Source organism: Frankia sp. CpI1-P (assembly GCF_001421075.1).
Taxonomy (GTDB): Bacteria; Actinomycetota; Actinomycetes; order Frankiales; family Frankiaceae; genus Frankia; species Frankia torreyi.
In genome coordinates, this window is sequence record NZ_LJJX01000107.1 from 1 (window position 1) to 9,474 (window position 9,474).

A 9,474-nucleotide genomic window follows, 5' to 3' on the forward strand; every position below is an offset into this window, starting at 1 on the left:
CCCCCGAACAGATCCCCCTCCCAGCCCGCAACCGGCCCGCGCACCGGCACCTCCCCGACAACCGCCTCCCCCCCGGCACCCGAATCCGCTCCGGGAACCGCCTCTTCCCCAGAAACCGGATCCTTCTCGGGGACCAGGTCCGCAACCAGCGCGGATACAGCCNTCGGAGTTGCTACAGAACCCACCATCATGATCACCAGGCCAGGGGTGTNGAGGACCATCGGACACCGACACACTCCCACCCACCACCGACACTTTTCCGACCCCACCCACACACCACCCGACCCCAACCACACACCACCCGAACACAACACCACTCCAAACCGGCACCGGCACCGGTGGGCATGACATTCCGCGATTTGAATGCCACATCCGACGCTCGTAGGGTTCCGCGGAACCGGCCCCACCCCGCGACCCCACCCCACACCCCGATCCCGACACCGACACCGGTACTCGTGGGGTTCCGCGGAACCGGCCCCGGCCCGACTCCGACTCTGGCTCTGGCTCTGGCTCTGGCAATCATGGTGTTTCCGGCCGAGCCCGACCCCGGACCCCACGCTCGGCCGGTTCCGCGGAACCGGCCCCGCGGCTGGGACGAAACCCGGNCCGCGACGAATCCCATTCAAGTACCGATCTACGCCGCTACGGCACAGAAAATACCTACGCCGCTACGNCACAGAAAATACCTACGCCGTTACGGCACCAGAGCTAGCGCCCGCAGCCGCGTTGCGACAGGTGGCGAGGGCGGTCAGCCAGTGTGTTGCGGGGGCGATGTCGGACACGACCGGGAATCCGGCCGGCGGGGGCGGGCGGTCCACCATGATGACGGGCAGGCCGAGGGCGCGGGCGGCGGTGAGCTTGGCGGCGGTCATCGCGCCGCCGCTGTCCTTGGTGACGAGAACGTCGATGGCGTATCGGCGCAGCAGCGCCGTCTCCCCGGCCACGTCGAACGGGCCCCGGTCGAGAATCACCTCGAGCCGCGGCGGCAGCGCGCCGGTGGGGGCCTCGACGCAGCGGGCCAGGAACCAGGGGCGGTGCAGCCCGGCGAACAGCGCGAGGTCGCTGCGACCGGTGGTCAGGAACACCCGCGGGCAGGGATCGGTCGCCGTGCCGCGCCGGGGCGGGACGAACCGGTCGATCAGGTCCGTCAGAGTAGGCAGGGACGGCACCCGGCGCCAGTCGTCGCCGGGCTGGGCAGTCCAGCCGGGGCGGCGCAGGACCAGCAGCGGCACGCCGGTGGCCGCGGCGGCCGTCGCGGCGGAGGCGCTCATCCGGGCGGCGAACGGGTGGGTCGCGTCGACCACGGCGTCGATCCGTTCGGAGCGCAGCTGCTCGGCGAGGCCGGCCGGTCCGCCGAACCCGCCGATGCGGACCCGGCAGGACGGCGGCACCCGCGGCTCCCGCACCCGCCCGGCCAGCGAGTAGGCGACGTCGAAACCACCGGCCTCGGTTAGGGCGAGGGCCAGCCGGCGGGCCTCGCCGGTGCCCCCCAGCAGCAGCACCCGCAGCGGCACCGGGGGTGCCGGGCGCGCGGATAGTGCCGGGCGCGTCGATGGTGCCGCCGTGGGGCCACCGGCGGCCTCCCCGGCCTCCCCGGGCGGCACGGATCCCGCGGGGTCGGTGCCGTTCACCGTGGATCGGCCGGGTCCAGCTCGCCGGGCACCGAGGACCAGCCCGTGGCGGGCGCCGGCTGGCAGCCGTCGGGGGCGAAGCGCTGCGGCGAGTAGAGGAAGCTGTCGCGGAAGCCCGCGGCGGCCAGTGCCCGACCGACGATGATGACAGCGGTCTTCGTGAGGCCGGCGGCCCGGGACTGCGCGGCGATGTCGGCGAGCGTGCCGCGCAGCACCACCTCGTCGGACCGGCTGGCCCACGCGACCACGGCCGCCGGACAGTCCGGGCCGTAGCTGGGCACGAGCTCCTCGACCAGCGACTCGATGCGGTGCACGGCCAGGTGCAGCACGAGCGTCGCCCGGGACCGGCCGAGCGTCGCCAGATCCTCGCCGGGTGGCATCGGGCTGGACAGCACGGCCGTGCGGGTCAGCACGACACTCTGGGCGACGCCGGGAACCGTCAGCTCCCGCCGCAGCGACGCGGCGGCGGCGGCGAACGCGGGAACCCCGGGGGTGACATCGTAGGGGACGCCTGCCGCGTCCAGCCGCCGCATCTGCTCGGCCAGGGCGCTGTAGAGGGACGGGTCGCCCGAGTGCAGGCGGGCGACGTCCTGGCCGGCGGCGTCGGCGGCGCACAGCTCGGCCGTGATCGCGTCGAGGGTCAGCCGGGCCGTGTCGACGAGTCGCGCGCCGGGCGGGCAGTGGGACAGCAGCTCGGCGGGGACGAGGCTGCCGGCGTACAGGCAGACCGGGCAGGCGGCGATCAGGTCCCGCCCGCGCACGGTGATGAGGTCGGCGGCGCCCGGCCCCGCCCCGATGAAGTGCACGGTCATCCGCGCTCGCCGTCCCGGGCCCCGTGGCCGTCCGCCGCGGGGAACACGGTGACCCTGGGAGCGCGGCCCGCGGTGTCGGCGGGCTGCCGCGGGATGTTCGGCACAACGGGCAACGCTAGCAGCCCCGACGCGGCGGATCTGCGGATCGCCGGCCGTCTCGCCAGGGTAGGGCGGCCCTGCCGGAGTGGGCCCGCCCTGCCGACGTCTCCCCACGCGCGGATGTCGTCTGGCTCGCCGATGTCGTCCGGCTCGCCGGCGCCGGCCCGCGCGGCTCGGCGGGTGCGCAGGACCCGAGCCACCCGCTGCCACAGCAGCAGCGCCACGCCCAGGGTGAGCGCGCCGCGGGCGCTGATCGTGTACAGCACGAGGCCGCCCTCGTACTGCAGGATGCCGGCGACCAGGGCGAGCAGCCCCAGCAGGGCCGCCGGATGGCGCCGGCGCCACAGCGCGCCCTCCGTTCGGGCCAGGAGCAGGCCGCCCAACCCGGCGAGAATGACCATCCAGACCGGACCGCCGACCGGCAGCAGCTCGCCGAGCTGGGTGGGGAGCCGGTCGAAGGCGCTGGTGATGCCGTAGGTGCCGGACAGGCGGACCTTCAGCGACCGTGATTCCAGGGCGGTNCTCAGCTTGTCGGGGGCGAGGAAGCGCGGGACGGCGATCATCACGTCGTCGCGCAGTGTCACCGGGCCAATCGGTGGCGATCCGGCCCGGAGCTGGTGCAGGATGATCGACGGGTAGGAGTTGCCGTCCAGGCGGACCCCCAGGTCGCCGATGCCGTGCCGGTTGATCCCCCGCTCCGGTTGGGCGAGTGCGCCGCCCAGCGCCGTGACTCGTTCGCCGACGCCGGCCCCGGCGCCGAACACCTGCCGGCCGGAGTCGGCCCGTGCGCCGTAGATGACGAGGTAGGACAGGAGGATCAGGCTCGCCACCCAGGCGAGCTGCCGGCCCCGCACGGGAACCCCGGTCACGGCGAGCAGGTACAGCACGACCGCTGCGGAGATCGCCACCGGTAGCCGCTGACCGGCGAGGGTGTGCAGGGTGCACTGGACGGTGAGCACCGGGATGAGCCAGCGTCCCCGCGTCCGCACCAGCACCGCGAAGCTGGCCAGCGCGAGGCCCACGACGAGGAACTGCGTCGCGAATCCACCGGCGAGGTACTGCCCGCCCGACTCGGTCCCGGGGTCCGTCCCAGCCGCTGTCCCCGCTCGCCCGGCGGCGGTCACCGCAACCGCGGCCACGGCGAAGACGACCAGGAATCTCCAGTCGTAGAAATCCGGAACGCCTGCCCGAAAGGATGCCCGGTCCGGTGCGCCGCGGGTCGCCACCCGATAGGCGCCGGCGAAGGAAAGAAGGGCGACGCCGACCAGAACCGTATAGGAGGCGATATCCGAATCGGACGTCAGAAGTCGGTTGTCGCTGTACACCGGCGCGACGGCCTGGAAGATCTCGGTCGCGCCGTGATAGGCGGCGGCGGTGCCGACAAAAAGCAGACCGAGGCTTCTTTTGGCCTGCTGCCACCGCCGGTACACGAGGAGAGGAACGGCGAGTCCCTGCAACAGCAGTCCCAGGGCGAGCGCAGCCGACACCGATGACCTCTCATCCCCGTTCGCGCGCCTTTTCGGTGAAACCTGACGCTATGCCTCCCGGACGTCGCCTCGAGGTGCCCGCCGGACCTCGACGACGATAGCCGCCGAACGCTCCCTGAATGGCGTGATGGCCGAAGGTCCGGTTCTCGGCGAGTCGGTGTGGGCCCAGCTCCTACCATCGGTGCTGACCTGATCGGNCGCGGAAACGCTGATTCCAGCCTGATTCGGAGAGGTTCACCCGAACTCGTTGGAAATGCCGTTGATGTGGCCATCCTGGGGTGTCGCGCGGCCGGTTCCGGGATACGCTCGGGGGTGTGGACCGGGTCGCCGCGCGTGCCGCGCTCCAGCAGCGCAGGGCGGAACTCTATCGGGCGGCCACCGATCTCTTCGCCGATCTTGGCCTGGCCGAGATCTCCCTTCGGGACATCGGGGCCCACGCCGGGGTGGAACCGGTGGAGTCGGTCCGGGACTACCTTGCCGGGACACTGGAGCGGGACGTGTGGGAGGTGCCTCTCTCCGTGCTCGTCGACGAGTTCTTCCGGGTCATCAACAGCGCTCTGGCGGCGGCGGGCCCGTCGGCGGCGGAAAGACTGTCGGCTCTTGTCCGCGGCACCATGAGCTACTACCTTCGCTACCAGACGACCGCCTTGTTGCTCCGTTATCGGACGATCGGGCGGGTGGGGGAGCGGTTCTCGATCGGCGAGCAGGTGGTCGAGCGCGGCGCCAGCCAGCTTTTCGGCGAGATCATCCAGCAGGGGGTGCGGGAGGGCGTGTTCCGCACGCCCTTCCCGGCCGACGCGCGGCGCAGCATCGAGGCGGCCGGCACGGCCGCGCTGGAGTGGTACGACCATACCGGCCCCGTCCAGCCCGACGAGCTGATCGAGCGTTACGTGCGCCTCTCGCTGNCCACCGTCGAGTTCATCGGGCTGCGCTGACCGGACATCAGGCGCGTGTCCGCGGNCGGCCGAGGGCCATGATCTCGGGAGCGTGTCGCTGGGCCGGGACCTCGACGATGCGCTTGCCCGTCCGGTCGGGCATGACCAGCGGGATCGGCTCGCGGACGGGCATCGGCGCGTCCCCCCGCACCACGACCGTCGCGGCGAGCAGCTCCTCGAGTGCGGGCGCCGCCGCCGGATCGGTGGCCGCCGGCCCGGTGAAGACCGCGCAGAGGAACCATCGCGGCCCGTCGACGCCGACGATCCGGGCGGGAACCGGACCCGACTCGACGTCGATCGGCAGGTGCAGCTCGGGGCCGCGCGGCCCCGGCCGGCAGGCGTCCGGGTCGTCCGGCGCCGTCGCGGCGAGCAGGTCCGCGCGGATCGTGGCCCACAGATCCTGTCCCCGCGGTGCGGCCAGCACGGACAGCTCCAGAGCGGAGGAACCGTCGGTCGCGACCAGCGCCGGCACNGGCCCGTCGAGCGACAGCCGGATCCACGTACCCGTCACGCGTGGGATCAACAGCGCGCCGAAGTCCCCCCGCTGCCGGCCGTCATCGGGCCGGGCGGCGGCGTCGTAAGGTCCCGCGACGTCCGGCCCGTCAGAGGCGTCCGGGCCGGCAGGAGAGTTTGGGCTGGCAGGAGAGTTTGGGCTGGCAGGAGAGTCCAGGCTGGCAGGAGAGTCCGGGCCGGGCCCGGACGGTGGGTCGGCGTCCCCGCGTGCGGCGCCGATCCGGCCGGACCCGCCGGCTCGCGCGGCATCGCGTCGCCGCCCCCGCATGAGTCGTCCACNGAGCATCGTCGACCACCTCCCGCCCGAAGCTTGTAGTGATCGTGGCGTGACGCCGGGTAGGCGCGCCGAGATTCTCGTGGGAACACCCCGTCCCTGCGCTGGTTTTGCCGCAGGCGTGGTCATTTGGCATAAAAACCCGGAAAGGTGCATCCGGCGGGCTGTGATCTGCCAACCTCGGCGTGTGCTCTCGACCTCCGGTCCGCCGCGCTCCATCGAGGACCTGCGGCGTCTCGAACACCAGGCGGCGCCGCTTCGGTTCCGGTACTTCTGGGGCCAGCGTCAGGCCGTCGCGGACGGCACGGGAGCGGGCTGCCTGAGCCTGCGCTGGCCGGCCCGCTTCGCGGTCGACGGGGTCGACTACCCCAGCGCGCAGCATTACGTGCTGGCGCGCAAGGCCGGGCTGTTCGGCGACCAGGCCGCCGCGGAGGCGGTGCTCGCGCTGCCGGCGCCGATCTCGCTGGCCGCCATCGGCCGACGGATCCGCGGCTTCGACGAGGCGGTGTGGGACCGTCACCGCTACGCCGTCGCCCTCGCCGCGAACTCCGCGAAGTTCGCCCAGAACGCCATCCTGCGCACCTACCTCGCCGGCACCGCCGGCCTCGTCCTCGCCGACATCAGCCCGCGGGATCGCGTCTGGGGGATCGGCTGCGACCGTGACGACGATCGGGCCGGCCGGCCGAGCGCCTGGCCCGGGCGCAACCTGCTCGGTTTCGCCCTGATGGAGGTCCGGGACGCCCTGCTGGCGGCGGCCGCGGCGAGGTGACCTGCCCCGAACGGCGTGACCTGCCGGCCTAAATCGCGTAACGGGATGGTCGAAACGCGGCGAGTCCGGGACCATCGGAGGCGTGTCTGTTCCCAGCCAGAGCCAGAAAGCGTCGCTGCCCAAGTCCTGGACGGTCTCCGAGTCGCTGAGCGGGGGGATGAAGCTCCCGTTCATCGTCGGCCTCGACGATTCGGACACCCCCTACGACGTCGTCGACGCGCTCGCGCTCGCTCCCTTCACGACCGGTGAACAGCCGTGGGCCCGCAGTGCGCGGGTGGACCGGCTCCGCCCCGGAGCGACCCTGTTGCCGCCCGGAGCGCGGGTACTGCGCTCCGTCGTGGAAGAGTCCCGTGACTCCCGGCTGGCCGTGGGAGAGGGCTGGACGGTNCGGTCCGTTCGCTGGCGCGGTGGCGGCGGCGAGGTCACCGTGACGGCGGTCAGCGAGCAGCTCGCCCGGGGTGTGCTCGAGGACGTGCTGCGCTCGTCCGCGGCCGAGACCGGCTCGGACAGCTCCGTCAGCATGGGTTTCTGGTATCTGTCCGGCCAACGTGGGCCGATCCGGACCAGCCGGCGGACCGCGACGACGAGGTGGTCGTCGATCCGGGGCAACTATGCCTCGGCGGCACGTGACTCCCTCGACAAGCTCATGGCCATTCGCCGCGACAACGTGATCGGCCGGCTGATCCTGCTGCACGGGCCGGCCGGGACGGGTAAGACGACGGTGCTGCGCGCGCTGGCCAACGAGTGGCGCTCCTGGTGCCAGGTCGACTGCGTGCTCGATCCGGAGGCGCTGTTCGCCGACCCGGCCTACCTGATGGAGGTCGCGATCGGCTTCGACGACGACGGCGACCCCGACAACGACTCCGCGGACGCCGGCGACTCCGACTCCGACTCCGACGGTGCCGGCGACTCCGACGCCGACGGTGCCGGCGACTTCGACGCCGCCGCGGGCGGTGCCGTCGGCGGCGGGGACGGCGGCGAGGGTGACCGGATGGGCCAACCCGCCGTGCGCCGCTGGCGGCTGCTGGTCATCGAGGACTGCGACGAGCTGATCCGCGGGGACGGCCGCGGTTCCGCCGGACAGCAGCTGTCCCGGCTGCTCAACCTCACCGACGGGCTCGTCGGCCAGGGTCGGGAGGTCCTCGTCGCGCTGACGACCAACGAGGACCTGTTCCGGCTGCATCCCGCCGTCGTGCGGCCGGGCCGGTGCCTGGCCCAGATCGAGGTGGGCGCCCTGCCCCACGCCGAAGCCGTGTCCTGGCTCGGCTCGACCGACGGGGTCGGCTCGACGATGACGCTCGCGGAGCTGTTCGCCCTGCGCGACGGCCGCGGTCTGCCCCGCCCGACCGGCGGCGACACCCGCCACGGCCTGTATCTGTGAGGCGAGGGCCGCCCGGGAACGCCCGGGCGGCCCGGTTCCGTGGCCGGCTCGGTTCCCCCGGCCGGCACCGGCGCCGGCCCCGACGCCTGGAGGCCCCGACGCCTGGAGGCCCCGACGCTTGGAGGCCCCGACGCTTGGAGGAACAGCGCGGCCACGGCAGGCAACGTTAGTGTGCCGGCGAGCGTCCTTCACGGTGGGCGCCGCAGATCGCGGCACGCGACAGGCCGGATCGCACCGAGGGACCGCCGAATCCGGCTATCACCGCTAAGGTAAGCCGCAGTGGGGTCAACCGGTGCATTTCGGCTCGATAGCGGGTAGACCGTTATCGGCTGGTCCGATTGCGCAGCCGGCGTGTCCGTATGCTGCGGCCGCGTTCTCGGTGCGTCTCGGACGTCTCGGGTGGGAACGCGCCGACCTGGGGAAACGTCGCGTTTGGCAACCTTGTGTTCAGCTTTGTGGGGAGTGATTGTGACGGCGGTGCGAACCGGATCCATCGCCGGGCAGCGGTCCGCCGAGGTGCNCCGCGCCTCGGCGATGCCGGTCCTGGCCAGCCGGGTGGATGCCACCGGCGAGCAGGCCCGGCGCAACGCCGAGGGGCACTGGCACGCCGTGACCGATCTGCAGGAGCGGCTGGCGGTCGCGGCCGTCGGCGGTTCGGAGCAGGCCCGGGCGCGGCATGTCGCCCGCGGCAAGCTGCTGCCCCGGGACCGTGTCGACGCGTTGCTCGACCGCGGCAGTCCCTTCCTGGAGCTGTCCCCGCTCGCCGCGAACGGGCTGTACGACGATCCGGTGCCGGGGGCGGGCATCATCACGGGGATCGGGCGGATTGCCGGCCGGGAATGCGTGGTCGTCNCCAATGACGCCACCGTGAAGGGCGGCACCTATTACCCGCTGACGGTGAAGAAGCACCTGCGCGCCCAGGAGGTCGCGCTGCACAACCGGCTGCCCTGCGTCTATCTGGTGGACTCGGGCGGCGCCTTCCTGCCCCTGCAGGATCAGGTGTTTCCGGACCGGGAGCATTTCGGGCGCATCTTCTTCAACCAGGCGCGGATGTCGTCNCTCGGCATCGCCCAGATCGCCGCGGTGCTGGGTTCCTGCACGGCCGGCGGCGCCTACGTCCCGGCGATGGCGGACGAGGNGGTCATCGTCCGCGACCAGGGGACGATCTTCCTGGGTGGCCCGCCGCTGGTGAAGGCCGCGACCGGGGAGGTGGTGACGGCCGAGGAGCTCGGCGGTGGCCTGCTGCATGCGCGCACCTCGGGGGTGACGGACCACCTGGCCGAGGACGACGCGCATGCCCTGCGGATAGTCCGGTCGATCGTGGCGAACCTGGCGCCGCGCGCGCCCCGGCCGTGGGCGGTCGAGCCCGCCGAGGAGCCCGCCGTGGACCCGGCCGGCCTGTACGCGGCGGTGCCGACGGATTCGCGGACGCCGTATGACGTGCGGGAGGTGATCGCGCGGGTGGTGGACGGGAGTCGGTTCGCGGAGTTCAAGCGGGAGTACGGGTCGACGTTGGTGACCGGGACGGCGCGGTTGCATGGTCATCCGGTGGGGATCGTGGCGAACAACGGGG

The 9,474-nt window shown here is 72.7% G+C and carries 6 protein-coding genes and 7 pseudogenes; 8 read left to right on the forward strand and 5 right to left on the reverse strand.

Translation table 11 applies throughout. From position 1 onward, the window contains the following. Window positions 1-686: 686 nt before the first annotated feature. The 3 genes and pseudogenes from FF86_RS30560 to FF86_RS36875 form a co-directional block, all read right to left on the reverse strand. The gene (locus FF86_RS30560; RefSeq protein ID WP_082122341.1) at window positions 687-1,502 is read right to left on the reverse strand and encodes a cobalt-precorrin-6A reductase; all 816 of its coding nucleotides are present in this window, start codon (window positions 1,500-1,502) and stop codon (window positions 687-689) included. A 125-nt stretch (window positions 1,503-1,627) separates the two neighbouring features. Further along, the gene (gene cobM, locus FF86_RS30565) at window positions 1,628-2,443 is read right to left on the reverse strand and encodes a precorrin-4 C(11)-methyltransferase (RefSeq protein WP_044888490.1); all 816 of its coding nucleotides are present in this window, start codon (window positions 2,441-2,443) and stop codon (window positions 1,628-1,630) included. Further along, window positions 2,440-3,063, reverse strand: a pseudogene (locus tag FF86_RS36875) (hypothetical protein); the annotation flags it as partial. The gene cobM and the pseudogene FF86_RS36875, both read right to left, overlap by 4 nt. A gap of 1,280 nt (window positions 3,064-4,343) precedes the next feature. Between FF86_RS36875 and FF86_RS30575 the strand changes: the two are divergent. Further along, window positions 4,344-4,934: hypothetical protein (locus FF86_RS30575; protein WP_242419920.1), on the forward strand; the 591-nt coding region annotated here is incomplete at its 3' end. A 56-nt stretch (window positions 4,935-4,990) separates the two neighbouring features. Here the strand turns inward: FF86_RS30575 and FF86_RS61330 are convergent. Next, window positions 4,991-5,436 (reverse strand): annotated as a pseudogene (locus FF86_RS61330) (DUF3710 domain-containing protein); the annotation flags it as partial. Between the two features lies 1 nt (window position 5,437). Beyond that, window positions 5,438-5,745, reverse strand: a pseudogene (locus FF86_RS61335) (DUF3710 domain-containing protein); the annotation flags it as partial. Window positions 5,746-5,938: 193 nt separating this feature from the next. On the opposite strand from FF86_RS61335, the gene FF86_RS30585 reads away from it, so the two are divergent. The 7 genes and pseudogenes from FF86_RS30585 to FF86_RS61360 all read left to right on the forward strand — a co-directional run. Then, window positions 5,939-6,520 (forward strand): NADAR family protein, encoded by a 582-nt coding sequence (locus tag FF86_RS30585; RefSeq protein ID WP_044888487.1) that lies wholly within the window; start codon window positions 5,939-5,941, stop codon window positions 6,518-6,520. Between the two features lie 82 nt (window positions 6,521-6,602). Beyond that, on the forward strand, window positions 6,603-6,907 hold a 305-nt coding region (locus FF86_RS61340; protein WP_242419921.1), incomplete at its 3' end, for a DUF5925 domain-containing protein. A 1-nt stretch (window position 6,908) separates the two neighbouring features. Beyond that, window positions 6,909-7,901: pseudogene (locus tag FF86_RS30590) on the forward strand (DUF5925 domain-containing protein); the annotation flags it as partial. A 534-nt stretch (window positions 7,902-8,435) separates the two neighbouring features. Next, window positions 8,436-8,753 (forward strand): carboxyl transferase domain-containing protein (locus tag FF86_RS61345; RefSeq protein WP_304438196.1); only part of this gene is annotated, 318 nt, incomplete at its 3' end. A gap of 1 nt (window position 8,754) precedes the next feature. After that, window positions 8,755-8,959 (forward strand): annotated as a pseudogene (locus FF86_RS61350) (carboxyl transferase domain-containing protein); the annotation flags it as partial. A 1-nt stretch (window position 8,960) separates the two neighbouring features. Next, window positions 8,961-9,039 (forward strand): annotated as a pseudogene (locus FF86_RS61355) (carboxyl transferase domain-containing protein); the annotation flags it as partial. Window position 9,040: 1 nt separating this feature from the next. Continuing rightward, a pseudogene (locus FF86_RS61360) lies at window positions 9,041-9,474 on the forward strand (carboxyl transferase domain-containing protein); the annotation flags it as partial.

Excerpts from the sequence above, each read along its gene's own strand:
- cobM (WP_044888490.1), bottom strand. The coding sequence starts at position 2,443 with ATGACCGTGCACTTCATCGGGGCGGGGCCGGGCGCCGCCGACCTCATC.